This is a genomic window from Streptomyces lydicus (assembly GCF_000717345.1).
Taxonomy (GTDB): domain Bacteria; phylum Actinomycetota; class Actinomycetes; order Streptomycetales; family Streptomycetaceae; genus Streptomyces; species Streptomyces lydicus.
In genome coordinates this window covers 1-14,457 of the sequence record NZ_JNZA01000060.1, presented here as the reverse complement: position 1 = coordinate 14,457, position 14,457 = coordinate 1, and the positions used below count along the sequence as shown (strand labels likewise).

General features: G+C 72.8%; 14 protein-coding genes. 9 read left to right on the top strand and 5 right to left on the bottom strand.

Annotated features, from left to right (window positions below):
• The first annotated feature begins 77 nt into the window (after nucleotides 1-77).
• The 6 genes from OO62_RS34565 (at nucleotide 78) to OO62_RS34545 (ending at nucleotide 6,281) form a co-directional block, all read left to right on the top strand.
• Nucleotides 78-1,619: a GMC family oxidoreductase gene (locus OO62_RS34565; RefSeq protein WP_033271673.1), complete on the top strand. Its 1,542-nt coding sequence runs from the start codon at nucleotides 78-80 to the stop codon at nucleotides 1,617-1,619.
• Nucleotides 1,619-2,740, top strand: a complete 1,122-nt coding sequence (locus OO62_RS34560; RefSeq protein WP_033271672.1) for a quaternary amine ABC transporter ATP-binding protein — start codon at nucleotides 1,619-1,621, stop codon at nucleotides 2,738-2,740. The genes OO62_RS34565 and OO62_RS34560 overlap by 1 nt, the downstream gene beginning before the upstream one ends.
• The gene (locus OO62_RS40115; RefSeq protein ID WP_164993229.1) at nucleotides 2,740-2,910 is read left to right on the top strand and encodes a hypothetical protein; all 171 of its coding nucleotides are present in this window, start codon (nucleotides 2,740-2,742) and stop codon (nucleotides 2,908-2,910) included. Before OO62_RS34560 ends, OO62_RS40115 begins: the two co-directional genes overlap by 1 nt.
• Nucleotides 2,907-4,910: an ABC transporter permease gene (locus OO62_RS34555; protein WP_033271671.1), complete on the top strand. Its 2,004-nt coding sequence runs from the start codon at nucleotides 2,907-2,909 to the stop codon at nucleotides 4,908-4,910. Before OO62_RS40115 ends, OO62_RS34555 begins: the two co-directional genes overlap by 4 nt.
• Nucleotides 4,911-4,912: 2 nt before the next feature.
• On the top strand, nucleotides 4,913-5,908 hold the full coding sequence (locus tag OO62_RS34550) for an ABC transporter substrate-binding protein (RefSeq protein ID WP_033271670.1): 996 nt from the start codon (nucleotides 4,913-4,915) through the stop codon (nucleotides 5,906-5,908).
• Nucleotides 5,909-6,059: 151 nt separating this feature from the next.
• Nucleotides 6,060-6,281, top strand: a complete 222-nt coding sequence (locus OO62_RS34545) for a hypothetical protein (protein ID WP_033271669.1) — start codon at nucleotides 6,060-6,062, stop codon at nucleotides 6,279-6,281.
• Nucleotides 6,282-6,320: 39 nt separating this feature from the next.
• Here OO62_RS34545 and OO62_RS34540 read toward each other — a convergent pair whose 3' ends face one another.
• Entirely contained in the window at nucleotides 6,321-6,881 is a 561-nt protein-coding gene (locus OO62_RS34540; RefSeq protein ID WP_033271668.1) for a GNAT family N-acetyltransferase, read from the bottom strand.
• A 159-nt stretch (nucleotides 6,882-7,040) separates the two neighbouring features.
• On the opposite strand from OO62_RS34540, the gene OO62_RS34535 reads away from it, so the two are divergent.
• On the top strand, nucleotides 7,041-8,210 hold the full coding sequence (locus OO62_RS34535; protein ID WP_033271667.1) for a trypsin-like serine peptidase: 1,170 nt from the start codon (nucleotides 7,041-7,043) through the stop codon (nucleotides 8,208-8,210).
• 169 nt (nucleotides 8,211-8,379) lie between these two features.
• On the opposite strand, the gene OO62_RS34530 is transcribed toward OO62_RS34535, so the two are convergent.
• From OO62_RS34530 to OO62_RS34520, 3 genes are read right to left on the bottom strand one after another with little or no spacing between them, the layout of a single operon-like run.
• Nucleotides 8,380-9,111 carry an isocitrate lyase/PEP mutase family protein gene (locus OO62_RS34530; protein WP_033271666.1) on the bottom strand — a complete coding sequence of 244 codons (732 nt, stop codon included), beginning with the start codon at nucleotides 9,109-9,111 and terminating at the stop codon, nucleotides 8,380-8,382.
• Nucleotides 9,108-9,569, bottom strand: a complete 462-nt coding sequence (locus OO62_RS34525; RefSeq protein WP_033271665.1) for a carboxymuconolactone decarboxylase family protein — start codon at nucleotides 9,567-9,569, stop codon at nucleotides 9,108-9,110. The genes OO62_RS34530 and OO62_RS34525 overlap by 4 nt, the downstream gene beginning before the upstream one ends.
• Nucleotides 9,566-10,069, bottom strand: a complete 504-nt coding sequence (locus OO62_RS34520; protein WP_033271664.1) for a carboxymuconolactone decarboxylase family protein — start codon at nucleotides 10,067-10,069, stop codon at nucleotides 9,566-9,568. The genes OO62_RS34525 and OO62_RS34520 overlap by 4 nt, the downstream gene beginning before the upstream one ends.
• A 47-nt stretch (nucleotides 10,070-10,116) precedes the next feature.
• On the opposite strand from OO62_RS34520, the gene pdxR reads away from it, so the two are divergent.
• Entirely contained in the window at nucleotides 10,117-11,538 is a 1,422-nt protein-coding gene (gene pdxR, locus OO62_RS34515; RefSeq protein ID WP_033271663.1) for a MocR-like pyridoxine biosynthesis transcription factor PdxR, read from the top strand.
• Here the strand turns inward: pdxR and OO62_RS34510 are convergent.
• Entirely contained in the window at nucleotides 11,516-12,136 is a 621-nt protein-coding gene (locus tag OO62_RS34510) for a GNAT family N-acetyltransferase (protein WP_078617507.1), read from the bottom strand. The two genes, pdxR and OO62_RS34510, sit on opposite strands and share 23 nt — an antisense overlap.
• Nucleotides 12,137-12,618: 482 nt before the next feature.
• On the opposite strand from OO62_RS34510, the gene OO62_RS41140 reads away from it, so the two are divergent.
• Nucleotides 12,619-14,457, top strand: a 1,839-nt coding sequence (locus tag OO62_RS41140) for a beta strand repeat-containing protein (RefSeq protein ID WP_248782311.1), incomplete at its 3' end; no start/stop codon positions are given.

Below are 14,457 nucleotides of genomic sequence, written 5' to 3'. Positions count from 1 at the left end.
CGTCCTCCCGCCTCCACCCCCTGGCAGATCGGGCGCATCGCAGCGCTGGTGAATTTCGCAGAAGGAGAACCACCCCCATGCCCGTGTACGACTACGTCGTTGTCGGTGGCGGAACCGCCGGTTCCGTCATCGCCTCCCGCCTCACCGAGGACCCCGGGGTCACCGTCGCCGTCATCGAGGGTGGTCCCTCCGACATCGACCGCGAGGACGTGCTGACGCTGCGCAAGTGGCTCGGCCTGCTCGGCGGCGAGCTGGACTACGAGTACACGACCACCGAGCAGCCGCGCGGCAACTCGCACATCCTGCACAGCCGCGCCAAGGTGCTCGGCGGCTGCTCCTCCCACAACACCCTGATCTCCTTCAAGCCGCTGCCGTCCGACTGGGACGAGTGGGAGGCGGCGGGCGCCGCCGGCTGGGGCCACAAGGAGATGGACCCCTACTTCGGCAAGCTGCGCAACAACATCGTGCGGGTGGCGAAGAAGGACCAGAACCAGATCGCCAGCGACTGGATCGAGGCGACGAAGACCGCCCTCGGCGTGCCCGAGGTCGTCGGGTTCAACGACCAGCCCTTCGACGAGGGCGTCGGCTTCTTCGACCTCTCCTACCACCCGGAGAACAACAAGCGCTCCTCCGCGTCCGTCGCCTACCTCCACCCGCACATCGAGGCCGGGGACCGCCCCAACCTCACGCTGATGCTGGAGACCTGGGCGCACAAGCTGGAGCTGGACGGCACCACCGCCAAGGGCGTGCACGTCCGCACCAAGGACGGCGAGGAGATCTACGTCGAGGCCGCGCGCGAGGTGCTGGTGTGCGCCGGCGCCGTCGACACCCCGCGGCTGCTGATGCACTCCGGCATCGGGCCGAAGAAGGACCTCGAGGCGCTGGGCATCCCCGTCGTGCACGACCTGCCGGGCGTGGGCGAGAACCTCATCGACCACCCCGAGTCGGTGATCGTCTGGGAGACCGACGGGCCGATCCCGGGCAACTCCGCGATGGACTCCGACGCCGGCCTGTTCGTCAAGCGGGACCCCGAGCACAAGGGCCCCGACCTGATGTTCCACTTCTACCAGATCCCCTTCACCGACAACCCCGAGCGGCTGGGCTACGAACGGCCCGAGCACGGGGTGTCGATGACCCCCAACATCCCCAAGTCCCGCTCCCGCGGCCGGCTCTACCTCACCTCCGCGGACCCCGAGGTCAAGCCCGCGCTGGACTTCCGGTACTTCGAGGACGAGGACGACTACGACGGCCGCACCCTGGTCGACGGCATCAAGCTGGCACGCAAGGTCGCGCAGGCCGAGCCGTTCGCCAAGTGGCTCAAGCGCGAGGTCTTCCCCGGTCCGGACGTGACCGACGACGCGGAGATCAGCGAGCTGGTGCGCAAGGCCGCGCACACCGTCTACCACCCGGCCGGCACCTGCAAGATGGGCGCCGCCGACGACCGACTGGCCGTGGTCGACCCCGAGTTGAAGATCCGCGGGCTGGCCGGCATCCGTATCGCCGACGCCTCGGTCTTCCCGACCATGCCGGCCGTCAACCCGATGCTGGGCGTGCTCATGGTGGGGGAGAAGTGCGCCGACCTGCTCCATAAGGCCCCGACACAGGGAGGTGATGCGTGATGGCTACCACCTCCGCCGGCGCATCCGAGATACCCAACGCCCGCAAAGCCGCCGACGCCGCGGAGGACGCCCGCGAGGTCGTCTTCTCCGTCCGGCACCTGTGGAAGGTCTTCGGCCCCAAGGCCGACAAGATCCCCGACGACACCTCCGTCACCGAGCTGAGCGCCCAGGAACTGCGTGAGCAGACCGGCTGCACCGCCGCCGTCCGCGACGTCTCCTTCGACGTCCACAAGGGCGAGGTCTTCGTCGTCATGGGCCTGTCCGGCTCCGGCAAGTCCACCCTCGTACGGTGCCTGACCCGGCTGATCGAGCCGACCAGCGGCGACCTGGAGATGGACGGCGAGGACGTCCGCGCCATGGACCGCACGGCGCTGCGCGAACTGCGCCGCCGCCGCGCCGCCATGGTCTTCCAGCACTTCGGCCTGCTGCCGCACCGCACCGTCGTCGACAACGTCGCCTACGGCCTGGAGATCCAGGGCGTCGGCAAGGCGGAGCGCCGCGAGCGGGCCAACGAGATGGTCGACAAGGTGGGCCTGGCCGGCCTGGAGAAGCGCCGCCCCGGGCAGCTGTCCGGCGGCCAGCAGCAGCGCGTCGGACTGGCCCGCGCGCTCGCCGTCGACCCCGAGGTCCTGCTCTTCGACGAGCCGTTCAGCGCCCTCGACCCGCTCATCCGCCGCGACATGCAGGAAGAGGTCGTCCGCCTGCACCGTGAGGAGGGCCGCACGATGGTCTTCATCACCCACGACCTCGCCGAGGCGCTGCGGGTCGGCGACCGGATCGCCCTGATGCGCGACGGCGAGATCGTCCAGCTCGGCACCCCCGAGGAGATCGTCGGCTCCCCGGCCGACGACTACGTGCGGGACTTCGTCCGGGACGTGCCGCGCGAGCAGGTGCTGACCGTGCGCCGCGCGATGCGTCCGGCCGGCGAGGGCGAGGCCGACCAGGGCCCGGCGCTGACCGCCGACACCCTCATCTCGGACGCCATCGAGGCGGTCGCCCGCTCCGGCGGCGCGGCCCGGGTCGTCGAGGACGGCCGCTGCCTGGGCGTCGTCGACCACGCCTGCCTGCTCGACGTGGTCGCCCGGATCGACCGCCCGCAGCACGGCGAGGTGGCTGCCTGATGTACGCCGCGACCCCCAGAGGCGGCGCCCTGCGCGCCGTCGGTTCCAGAGCTCCCGCGGCCACGCCCCGGGCCCGCCTGCGCGCCGCCCTGCTGCGCCAGTGGCGCGAGGCCCAGCGCTGCGCCGCGATGAACGTGCCCACGGGCACCGTCAAGCGGGGGCGCGCATGAGCACCGCATCCGCACCCCCGGCCGCTCAGCGCGGCCTCGGCGCCGACGCCCCCAAGTCCGGCCCGGTCCAGGCCCTGCTGGACCGCCGCGGCCTCGCCAAGCTCCTGCTGCTCGCCGTCGCCGCGGCGGTCCTCGTCCCGCTCGCGCACGCCACGTGGACCGGCGGCGGGTGGCCCTCGGCGCTGACCGTCGACGTGTCCGGGCCGCTCGGCAAGACCAGCGACTGGATCATCGACAACCGCGACAGCCACTGGCTGTTCGTCTACTTCCTCGGCCACCTCTCCAACGCCGTGGTCCTCTCCGTACGCGCCGTCTACCTGGTGCTGCTCGCGCTGGGCTGGACCGGTGTGACGGCCGGCGTCACGCTGCTCGCCTGGCGCGTGGCCGGCCCCCGCATCGCCGCCACCGCGCTGCTGTCCTTCCTGGTCAGCGGGGCGCTCGGGATGTGGGTCCCGACCATGCAGACGCTCGCGCTGATGGTCGTGGCGGTGCTCGCCTCGGTCGCCGTCGGCGCGCTGCTCGGCCTGGCCGCGGGCCTGTCCGACCGGCTCTTTCGCATCCTGCGCCCGGTCCTCGACACCATGCAGGTGCTGCCGGCGTTCGCCTACCTGCTGCCCGTCGTGCTGGTCTTCGGCATCGGCGTCCCGGCCGCGCTGCTGGCCACCGTCGTCTACGCGGCGCCGCCGATGGCGCGGCTGACCGCGCTGGGTCTGCGCGGGGCGGACGCGGGGGTGCTGGAGGCGGTCGCCTCGCTCGGCGCCACCGGCCGGCAGCGGCTGCTGACCGCCCGGCTCCCGCTGGCCCGCAAGGAGCTGCTGCTCGGCGTCAACCAGACGATCATGATGGCGCTGTCCATGGTCGTGATCGCCTCCATGATCGGCGCGGCCGGTCTCGGTGACCGCGTCTACCAGGCGCTCGCCTCGGTCGACGTCGGCGCCGCCCTCGCCGCCGCCGTCCCGATCGTGCTGCTGGCCATCGTCATGGACCGCACCACCGCAGCGGCCGGCGCCCGGCTGGGCGCGGACACCGCCACCGGCGGCCCGGCCTGGCTGCGCGGCTGGCGGGCCTGGGCCGGCATCGCCGCGGTCACCGCGGTCCTCGCCCTGCTCGGCCGCCTCGCGGGCTCGCTGGTCTGGCCGGGCGCCTGGGCGGTGGACATCGCCCGCCCGGTCAACGACTTCAAGGGCTGGATGGTCGACCACCTCTACTCCGGCGTCCCGGTCATCGGCGGCACCGCCGACTGGGCCGCGCACTTCACCAACTGGGTGCTCAACCCGCTGCGCGACGGCCTGACCGCGCTTCCCTGGTACGGCACGCTGCTCGTCGTCGCCGCGCTGGCCTGGCTCATCGGCACCTGGCGCACCGCACTGACCGCCGTCCTCGCGATGGCCGCCATCGGTGTGCTGGGCGTGTGGAAGCCGTCCATGAACACCCTCTCCCAGGTGCTCGCCGCCCTCGCGGTGACCCTGGTGCTGGGCTTCGGCGTGGGCATCCTCGCGGCCGGCAGCAAGCGCTTCGAGGCGATCCTGCGCCCCGTCCTCGACGTCATGCAGACCATGCCGCAGTTCGTGTACCTGATCCCGGTCGTCGCCCTCTTCGCGGTGGGCCGGGCCCCGGCCGCCGCCGCGGCGGTCGTCTACGCGCTGCCCGCGGTCATCCGCATCACCACCCAGGGCCTGCGCCAGGTGGACCCCGCGGCCATGGAATCGGCCCGCTCGCTGGGCGCCACCCGCTGGCAGATGCTGCGCCAGGTGCAGTTGCCGCTCGCCCGGCCGGCGCTGCTGCTGGCCGTCAACCAGGGCGTGGTGCTCGTCCTCGCCGTCGTCATCATCGGCGGTCTGGTCGGCGGTGGCGCCCTCGGTTACGACGTCGTCACCGGCCTCGCCACCGGAGACCTGGCCGTCGGCCTGGTCGCGGGTGTGGCGATCGTGTGCCTGGGCCTGATGCTCGACCGGGTCACCCAGCCCACGGAACGCCGCACGACGGGGAAGGGAGCCTGATCATGTCCCGTACGCGCAAAGCAGTCCTCGGTACGACCGTGCTCGCCGGCACGGTGGTCCTCTCCCTGTCCCTGTCCGCCTGCGGCAAGGCCGACATGACCAAGCAGTCCTCGCCGTTCGCCGCGGCCAAGGGCTCCAAGTCGGTCACGCTGTCGGTGCAGACCTGGGTCGGCGCCCAGTCCAACGTCGCGGTCGCCAAATACCTGCTGGAGCACCGGCTGGGCTACCACGTCGACACCGTCCAGGTGGACGAGATCCCCGCCTGGGACGCCCTCAGCCAGGGCCGGGTCGACGCGATCCTGGAGGACTGGGGCCACCCCGACCAGGAGAAGCGGTACGTCAAGGACAAGAAGACGATCACGGCGGGCGGCGGCAACGGCGTCACCGGCCACATCGGCTGGTGGGTGCCCAAGTACTGGGCCGACAAGCACCCCGAGGTCACCAACTGGAAGAACCTCAACAAGGTCGCCAAGCAGCTGCGGACCTCGGAGAGCGGCAACAAGGGCCAGCTGATGGACGGCTCCCCGTCCTACGTCACCAACGACAAGGCGCTGGTGAAGAACCTGGGTCTGAACTACGAGGTGGTCTTCGCCGGCTCCGAGGCCGCGCAGATCACCCAGATCCAGCAGTTCGCCAAGCAGAAGAAGCCGTTCCTCACGTACTGGTACGAGCCGCAGTGGCTCTTCAACCAGGTGCCGATGGTGGAGGTCAAGCTCCCCAAGTACACCGACGCCTGCGCGGAGAAGGGTGCCAAGGACCCGCAGTCCATCGACTGCGCCTATCCGACGACCCCGCTGCAGAAGTACTTCAACACCGAGTTCGCCAAGAGCGGCGGCAGCGCCGCGGCATTCCTGAAGAACTTCAAGTGGACCAAGGACGACCAGAACGAGGTCTCCGAAGCCATCGCCTCCGGCGGCCTGTCCGCCGACGAGGCGGCGAAGCAGTGGGTGGACAAGCACCCGGACGTCTGGAAGCGCTGGCTGCCGAAGAAGAAGTAGCCGGCCGGAAGGACGGACGGAGGGGGTGCGGGCCCACGGCCGGCACCCCCTCCGTCGTGCCGCGCCGCGGCCCGGCCGCCGGCCTCACCCGTTCGGATGGCGGTCGGCGATCCGCCGCTCCGCACGGCGGTGCACGCACCAGGCTGACGCCATGCCCCTCCCGCCGAAGTGCCCCACACCCGCGTGCGACGACCGGTTGTGGAAGGACACCACGAACACCAACACCGACTGGGACAACTGGCGTTGGTGGTGCGGCCGCTGCCACCAGCAGTGGTACCCCACCGCGGAGCAGCTGGCGGAGTTCCGCGACGGGATCTCGGCCCCCCGGCCCCGCCCCGCCTACCGCGACCCCCGGGTACCGGCCCGCCGGTAGCGGACCCGGACCGTCAGGCGTGCGGGGAGACCTCGGCGTTCACCGGTGCCGGGCGGCCGCCGCCCACTCCTCCCGCGACAGCGCGTAGTCCACATCGCCGTGCTCCGCGCCCTCGATGTGGTCCGGCCACTCCTCGAAGAAGGTCCGCACGTACCGCAGCCCGGCCTTCTCCATCACCCGGCGCGAGCCCCGGTTGACCGTCATCGTCGTCGCCGTCACCCGCCGCACCCCCAGCTCGGCGAAGCCGTACGCGAGCACCGCGCGGGCCCCCTCGGTCGCGTAGCCCCTGCCCCACGCCGCCCTGCGCAGCCGGTAGCCGAGCTCCGCCTCGCCGGGCCGCCCCGGACCGGTCGGCCGCAGCGCGAACCAGCCGATGAACCCCCCGCCGTCGGCCACTTCCGCGGACCGGACGCCCGGCCCGGCGACGAACTCCGGCAGTGTCCGGGTCAGCACCTGCGTCCGCGGCACCGGCCGCCCGGTGTCGATGAAGCGCACGACGTCCGGGTCGCCGTGCAGCGCGGCCAGCGGCTCCGCGTCGTCGGCGGTGAAGCGGCGCAGCGCCAGTCGGGAACTGCGCAGCACGATCGCTGAGCGGGACATCGCACCGGTTCCGTTCCGGGGTCGTCGGGTCCGCCGGGGCCCGCAGCGGGGCGGTCCGGGCGTGACGGCATAGTAGAGCGCAGTCCGATGAGGGACATGACAGATCACGGAACGGCGCGGCCGGGGGCGGCGCCGGCACGTCACGGGGGGACTCGCACCATGCCATCCATCCGCCGCTCCACCGCCGCGGCCGCGGCACTGGCCGCGCTGCTCGCGGGCACCGCCACCGCCTGCGGCCCCGGTGACGACACGGCTGCCGGGCCCGGGAGTTCGGCCGCCGCCGACCACAAGGGGCAGGGCGGCGGGGGCCTGAAGCTCCCCAAGGGCGTGCCGACCGACATCGACGGCCTGAAGAAGTGGAAGGACGGCGGCTGGCAGAACTGGGACGAGTGGGCCCGCAAGGCGCAGGACTTCGCCAACCCGATCATCAAGGACCACTGGCGGAACGACCGGCTGGCGCAGGCCAAGGCCGCGCCGGAGATCGGGGTGCAGGCCACCGGCGCGGGCAGTGAGTTCGAGGCCACCGACCCCGAGCCGCAGCCGGTCACCGCCGAGCAGGTCGCCCGCCCGTACCACCGGAACATGGCCCCGGTCGGGAAGATCTTCTTCGACAGCCCCAAGGGCCCGATGGTCTGCTCCGGCACGATCGTCGAGGACCCGGCACACCCGGGCCGCTCCAACCTGGTGTGGACCGCCGGGCACTGCGTGCACTCCGGCAAGCAGGGCGGCTGGATGCGCAACATCGTCTTCGTGCCGGCGTACAACGACAACGGCGTGCCCATGAGCCAGGTCTCCGCCACCCCGTCCCAGCAGATCACCCCCTACGGCCGCTTCTGGGCCGACTGGATCACCACCTCCGGTGAGTGGATCAACATGGGCAGCGAGGAGTCCGGCAACGGCGGCTCCGCCTACGACTTCGCGGTGCTGCACGTCAAGCCGGAGAACGGCAGCGGCAAGTCCCTCCAGGAGACCGTGGGGGCCGCCGCCCAGGTGTGGTTCAACGCCCCCTCCGCCGACCGGATCAGCTCGCTGGACGCCTTCGGCTACCCGGCCGCGCCGCCCTACGACGGCGCCCGGATGATGAACTGCCCGGCCCGCCCCGGCCGCCTGGTCATGCAGCAGGGCACGCCCGCCATGAACCGCATCGGCTGCACCATGACCGGCGGCACTTCCGGCGGCGGCTGGTTCGTCACCCGCGGCGGCAAACTGACCCTGGTCTCCAACACCTCCATCAGCTCCAACGCCCACACCTGGCTCGCCGGGCCCCACCTCGGGCCGGAGGCCGAACGCGTCTTCACCGGCATCAGCCGGAAGTTCGCGAACCAGTAGCGGCGGCCCGGCGCCGCGGCCGGTCTCCCGGCGGCCGCCGGCAGCCCGCTACGGCGCCGGTGACAGCGCCCGGCACAGGGCCTCCAGAGCGGACGGGAAGGCGCTGGAACCGCGTCGCCCTCAGCACGGCGAAGGTACCGGGCACGGACGAACGGTGACCCGCGCGGCCTCAGCCCCCCGCCGGCAGGTCGTCCCGTAGCTGCGCCGCCAGGTGGGCCAGCGCCGTCATCGCGCGCTGCTGGAGGCCGGGGCCGAAGGTGATGCGGGTGGCGCCCAGGGTGCCGAGTTCGCGGGGGCCGGGGCCCTGGGGGAGGACGACGGCGTTGAGGGGCAGGCCGATGGCGGTGGCCAGTTCGGCGAGCTGCTCGGGCGGGGCGGCGAACGGGTAGACGCAGTCGGCGCCCGCCTCGGCGTAGAGGCGGCCCCGGCGGATCGTCTCGTCCTTGTCGTGGACGCCGCGCAGGTAGGTGTCGATCCGGGCGTTGATGACGAGGGCGTCGCCCGCCTCGGCGCGGACCCGGGCCAGCCAGTCCGCCTGCTGCCGGGGGTCCCGGAGCGTGCCGGTGGCGTGGTCGGTGTCCTCCAGGTTGCACCCCACCGCGCCCGCGTCCAGGAGCCGGCCGACCAACTCCTTCGCGGACAGCCCGTATCCGGCCTCCACGTCCGCCGAGACCGGGATGTCCACGGCACGGGCGATGCGGGTGACGGCGGCGAACATCTCGTCGGCCGGCGTCTGTCCGTCCCGGTGGCCGAGGGCGGCCGCGATGCCGGCGCTGGGCGTGGCCAGCGCCGGGAAGCCGGCGTCCGCGAAGACCTTGGCGCTTGCCGCGTCCCAGGGGCCGGGCAGGACCAGCGGAAGGTCCGGGCCGTGGTGCAGGGCGCGCAGCGCGGCGGCCGTCACAGGACACCGCCGGCGGGCGTGCGGGCCGCGACATTGAGCCGGTTCCAGGAGTTGATCGCGGTGATCAGGGCGAGCAGGCGGGCGAGTTCGGCGTCGTCGAAGTGGGCGGCGGCCCGCTCGTAGACCTCATCGGGCACGAAGCCTCCAGTGAGGACGGTCACCGCCTCGGTGAACGCCAGGGCCGCCCGCTCCTTCTCGGTGTAGTGCGCGGGGGCCTCCTCCCAGGCGCTGAGGAGGGTGATCCGCTCCTCGCTCACGCCGGCCTTGCGGGCGTCGGTGACGTGCATGTCGAGGCAGAACGCGCAGCGGTTGAGCTGCGAGGCGCGGATGAGCAGCAGCTCGACCAGGACCGGGTCGAGGCCCTTCTTGGCGGCCTGGGTCAGCGCCAGCAGGGGCGCGTAGATGTCCGGCGCGAGCCGGAAGACGGGAAGCCGGGGTGCGGTCTCGGGGGTGCTCATGCCTGCCCCGGAGCCATGCGGGTGGCGACGCCGAAGCGGTTCCAGGCGTTGATGGTGGTGATCAGGGCGAGCAGTTGGGCGAGTGCGGCGTCCTCGAAGTGGGCGGCGGCCCGCTCGTAGACCTCATCGGGCACGAAGCCGTCGGTGAGGACGGTGACGGCCTCGGTGAGGGCGAGCGCGGCCTGCTCCTCGGGGGAGTAGAAGCCGGGGGCCTCCTCCCAGGCGCTCAGGAGGTAGATCCGCTCCTCGGTCTCGCCGGCCTTGCGGGCGTCGGTGATGTGCATGTCGAGGCAGAACGCACAGTGGTTGAGCTGCGAGGCGCGGATCTTGACCAGCTCGACCAGCGCCGGGTCCAGGCCCTTCTTCGCCGCCGCGTCCAGCGCGATCATGGCCTTGTAGACGTCGGGGGCGAGTTTCGCCCAGCGGAGGCGGGGGCCGTGCGGAGGGGTCGCGGCCGGAGCCGCCCCGGACGTGGTGCGGGGTGTGTGGGCTGTTGTCATGGCTCTCACGCTACGGCCGTAATGGCACAGCGGTATGGTCCACTTCCATGGAGAATTCCTGGGCCACTTTCGGGCGTGATCTGCATCTGGACCTCACCGGCCCCGGCGGGCTGCGGGCCGCCCTCCTGCGCGCGCTGCGCGACGCCGTACGGTCCGGGCGGCTGGCCCCCGGTACCCGGCTGCCGTCCTCCCGCTCCCTCGCCGCCGACCTGGGCATCGCCCGCAACACCGTCGCCGACGCCTACGCCGAGCTGGTCGCGGAGGGCTGGCTCAGCGCCCGCCAGGGCTCCGGCACCCGGGTCGCCGACCGGGTGGTGCTGCCGCGCGCCCTGCCCGCCGCCACCCGCCGGGGCCACGGCCCCGGCGACGCCCACCGGTCCGGCCGGCCGCGCTTCGACCTCACCCCCGGCACCCCCGACATCTCCGCCTTCCCCCGCACCGCCTGGCTCGCCGCCGCCCGCCGCGCCCTGACCGCCGCGCCCAGCGAAGCCTTCGGCTACGGCACCCCCGCCGGCCGCCCGGAACTGCGCGCCGTCCTCGCCGACTACCTGGCCCGCGCCCGGGGCGTCCGCGCCGACCCCGACCGCATCGTCGTCTGCACCGGCTTCATGCAGGCGCTGGCCCTGCTCAGCCGGCTGCTGGGCACCGGGCGGCTGGCCACCGAGGCGTACGGCCTCGACTTCCACCGGGGCGTCATCGAGCGGGCCGGGCTCGGCACCGTACCGCTCACCGTCGACGAACACGGCGCCCGCACCGAGGAGTTGGCCGCGCACGACGACCTGCGGGCGGCCCTGCTCACGCCCGCCCACCAGTTCCCCACCGGTGTCCCGCTGCACCCCGACCGCCGGGCCGCAGCCGTCAACTGGGCCCGTGCGCACGGCGGTTACGTCCTGGAGGACGACTACGACGGCGAGTTCCGCTACGACCGCCAGCCGATCGGCGCCCTCCAGGGCCTCGACCCCGACCACGTCGTCTATCTGGGCACCGCGAGCAAGAGCCTCGCCCCCGCGCTGCGGCTGGCCTGGATGGTGCTGCCGGACCGGCTCGTCGACCCGCTGCTCGCGGTCAAGAGCACCGGGGAGTGGCAGTCCGGGCAACTGGAGCAGCTCACCCTCGCCGAGTTCATCTCCTCGGGCGCCTACGACCGGCATCTGCGCGGCATGCGGCTGCGCTACCGGCGCCGCCGCGATCAGCTGGTCGCGGCGCTGGCCGAGCGGGCGCCCCAAGTGCACGTCTCCGGTATCGCCGCCGGACTGCACGCCGTACTGGAACTCCCGCCCGGGACCGAGCAGTCCGTCGTCCAGGCCGCCCGCTGGCAGGGCCTCGCGCTGGAGGGACTGGACCGCTTCCGTGACCCGGCGGCACCGCCGGCCGCGCGCGACGCCCTGGTGGTCGCCTACGGCACCCCGCCCGACCACTCCTTCGCGGGCGTCCTGGACGCGCTGGTCAGGGCGCTGCCACCGGGGTAATAGCGCCCGGTCCGCCGGGCAGGTCCCGTACGAACGACACCCGGTCGAGCCCCGGCCCGTCGTAGTCCCGGTGCACCGGCACCCCGTGCTCATCGGTCCGGTCGCCCGGCTCCAGACGGAATCCCATACGGGTGTGGTAGGCGATGGAGTCGCGGTTGTTGGGGCTGGTGATGCAGCGGATCCGGGTACGGCCGACCGCGCGGGCGGCGGCGAAGAAGAGGCGGTAGAGGAAGCTGCCCACCCCCGCGCGCTTGCCGTCCGGGCACACGCCCACGAAGTGGATGTACGCCGTCCGGCGATCCGTCTGGGACAGGAAGCCGATCAGGAACGCGTGCAAGGTGTGGTCGGGGCGCTCGACGAGGAAGCTCGTACCCGCGAAGTGCTGGAGGAACAGCCGCGGCACCAGCAACTGGCGCTGCAGCGCGCCCGCGTCACCGCCCAGACCGCCCCACCAGTCGGCCAGCGCCCCCTGGAGCCGCCGGTGGTCCGCCGGCACGGGGTGACGCACCAGAAAGCCCTCCGGCAGCCCCTCCCCGGCCTCCCCGACGCCCCCATCGACCGTCGTGCGCCCCTCGTCCGCCGTGCGTTCGTCGTCCATGACGAGCAGCCTAGGCGCGGCGGACACGGAGCACGGTGCGGCCCCGGCCCGGCCCGGCCCGGCGGCCGAAACGCCTTACGGGGAAGCCTCGTTGAGCGCTATGGGGAGGTGGGGTGGTGCGGGGGCGAGGGGCTCGCGCACGCCGGTCGTCGGCCTGCGCCGGCGTACACAATCCCCGCGCCCAGGGTGCACACCGTGCGTGAGGACCCGGCGGAACGCGCTGCGCCATTCAGGGCAAACCGCGGGTCCGCTCTGGCGAGGCTGAGCGGTCAACGCCCTTACTGATGCTATCGACCGGCGGGTCGTCCACCCGGGTGAGCGCACCGGCAGACCGATGCGCGCCCCCACGACCGATGGTGCCCGGCCCTTCTCCTCGGGATGCCGGAGCCTCCCCGCGCTCCGCTGGCTCTACGGGGAGACGCACGGCCCGCCACTTCCACACACGCGAAGGGCCGTACTCCATGGCACCTACTCTCACGTTGGTGTCCGCAGCGCCGAACCCGGCAGTCTTCGGACAGACCGTGACCTTGACCGCGACAGTCATCCCCATCGGACTGGGCACACCCACCGGCACCGTGACCTTCGTCGTCGCCGGCGGACCCACTCTGACCGGCACCCTCGTCGGTGGGACGGCGACCGTCACCACCAGCGCGCCGTCCGTCGGGCTCCACAACGTCACCGCCACCTACAACGGCAACGCCTTCTTCTCGCCGTCCTCCGGCAGCACCGTACTGATCGTGACCCAGGCGGCGACGACCACCACGGTCACCTCATCGCCGGACCCGTCGGTCTTCGGCCAACCCGTCACCTTCACCGCCCACGTCGCACCGGTCGCGCCGGGCGCCGGAACACCGACCGGCACGGTCACCTTCGTCATCGGGGGCGGCGGGGGCGGCACCCTCACCGCGCCGCTCTCGGGCGGCACGGCGACCGTCACGACCAGCAGTCTCACCGTGGGCACCCATCCGGTCACCGCCACCTACAACGGCAACGCCAACTTCTCCGCGTCGTCCGGCACCGACACCCAGACGGTGCAGGGCAGCGCGGCGACGACCACCACGGTCACCTCGTCCCCGGACCCGTCGGTCTTCGGGCAGCCCGTCACCTTCACCGCCACCGTCGCCCCCGTCCCGCCCGCCTCCGGCACCCCGACCGGCACGGTCACGTTCGTGATCTCCGGCGGTCCCACGCTGACGGCTCCCCTGGTGGGCGGTACGGCGAGTGTGACGACGAGCGCGTTGACCGTCGGCACGCACACGGTCACGGCAACGTACAGCGGAGGCCCCGGCTTCACGTCCTCCACGGGCACCGACACCCAGACCGTGAACAAGGCATCGACGACGACCACGGTCACCTCGTCCCCGGACCCGTCGGTCGTCGGTCAGCCGGTGACGTTCACGGCGACGGTCGCACCGGTCCCGCCGGGCGCGGGCACCCCCACCGGCACTGTCACGTTCGTGATCGGCGGCCCCGGGGGCGGCACCCTGACCGGCACGCTGTCGGGCGGTACGGCGAGCGTGACGACCAGCTCGCTGGGCGCCGGCAGCCACACCGTCACGGCCACGTACAACGGCGACGCCAACTTCGCGACCTCGACCGGCACCGACACCCAGACGGTCAACCAGGCGGCGACCACGACCACGGTCACGTCGTCGCCGGATCCGTCGGTGGTGGGTCAGCCGGTGACGTTCACGGCGACGGTGGCGCCGGTCGCGCCGGGCGCGGGGACGCCGACCGGCACGGTCACGTTCGTCATCTCCGGTGGCCCGACGCTGACCGGGACCCTCTCCGGCGGTACGGCGAGCGTCACCACCAGTGCGCTGGGGGCCGGTTCGCACGTCGTGACGGCGACCTATAGCGGCGACGCCAACTTCGCGGGTTCCGTCGGGACCGACACCCAGACGGTGAACCAGGCGTCGACGACGACCACGGTGACGTCGTCGCCGGATCCGTCGGTGGTGGGGCAGCCGGTGACGTTCACGGCGACGGTGGCGCCGGTAGCGCCCGGTGCGGGGACCCCCACCGGCACGGTCACCTTCGTCATCTCCGGCGGTCCGACGCTGACCGGGACGCTCTCGGGCGGGACAGTGAGCGTGACGACCAGTGCCCTGACCCCCGGTACGCACACGGTGACGGCGACGTACAGCGGTGACGCCAACTTCACGGGCTCCAGCGGCACCGACACCCAGACGGTGAACCAGGCGGCGACCACGACCACGGTCACCTCCTCGCCCGACCCGTCCGTCTTTGGGCAGCCGGTGACCTTCACGGCGACCGTCGCGCCCGTAGCGCCGGGGGCGGGGACGCCCACCGGCACGGTC